Raw genomic sequence first — 1,115 nt, 5'->3', positions numbered from 1 at the left:
CTTCGAGATAAGATTTCCCACCGTAAGGTTAAGGCCCCATGAAGACTACATGGTTGATAGGTCAGAGGTGGAAGTGTGGTAACATATGTAGCTTACTGATACTAATAGGTCGAGGACTTGACCAAAAAATAATGGAAACATTAAATGTTAGCAGTTTTGAAAGTACTAACAAAAGTTAATACTTAAACATAAAGATTATGTGGTTATTATAGCAAAGAGGATACACCTGTTCCCATTCCGAACACAGAAGTTAAGCTCTTGAGCGGCGATGGTACTTGGGGGGCGACCCCCTGGGAGAGTAGCACGTAGCCACGTAATCTTTTTTATTGTTGGAAATATTTTAGACACACCTTTACAGTGTGTCTTTTTATATATTTAAGATTACTTATAATGAAAAAAAGACTTAAATACCAGAATTAAAATAAATCAACTATTTAGTAAATGAGGCAATGTATTTTCAGATGTCATATTGGCGAATGCCATACTTGATAAATTTATATTACAAAAACCGTGAGATCTTTATTTAGAACAAAAACATTTATTAACTTCCATATTGTAGTTTTTGTGCATTTATATAAATTAAATATAGGAGCAAGGGGTAATTAATTATAATTAAATAACTATTAAAAACTAGGAATAATTCTTCTTGACTTGAGTATATTAATAAATGTGAATAAAATATTTAATAACAAATAATTATTATTTCAGTAAAAATACAAAAAAAGTTATTAACATTATCAACCATTATGTGTGAATAAAAAATAATAATTGATAATATAGGCAGATTTGAGGCTGTTTATAATGTGGATAAAATATAAATATCATGTGAATAATTTTTCCATGAAATTATACTATAAAAAAACTTTGAAAAAACTATTGACCATTAATTGATAGGATGATATAGTATTACTTGTCCTTGAGACAGGGACAAAAGGTCAACAAAAAACTTCTTAAAAAAGTAGTTGACAAAGAAAAACAGCTTTGGTAAAATAAAGAAGCTGAAACAAGCAAAGAACTTTGAAAATTAAACAGTAGGTTAACAATAAATTAATTCTTAAAGAATTAAACTGAAACAACAAACAAACCAAGCCAGATATTCAGATAATGATTAGTCT

Annotated in this window: 2 rRNA genes; both read left to right on the top strand. The window is 28.3% G+C overall.

The features are described 5' to 3' along the window. Positions 1-125 (top strand): 23S ribosomal RNA (locus K0040_RS19795); the annotation flags it as partial. 73 nt (positions 126-198) lie between these two features. Continuing rightward, positions 199-315: ribosomal RNA gene (gene rrf, locus K0040_RS19790) — 5S ribosomal RNA — on the top strand. The last annotated feature ends 800 nt before the right edge of the window (positions 316-1,115 follow it).

The sequence above is a fragment of the Terrisporobacter petrolearius genome (assembly GCF_020748185.1).
In the GTDB taxonomy this organism is placed as follows: Bacteria; Bacillota; Clostridia; order Peptostreptococcales; family Peptostreptococcaceae; genus Terrisporobacter; species Terrisporobacter petrolearius.
The sequence above is the reverse complement of the archived record's forward strand: the minus strand, read 5'-3'. Positions and strand labels throughout refer to the sequence as shown.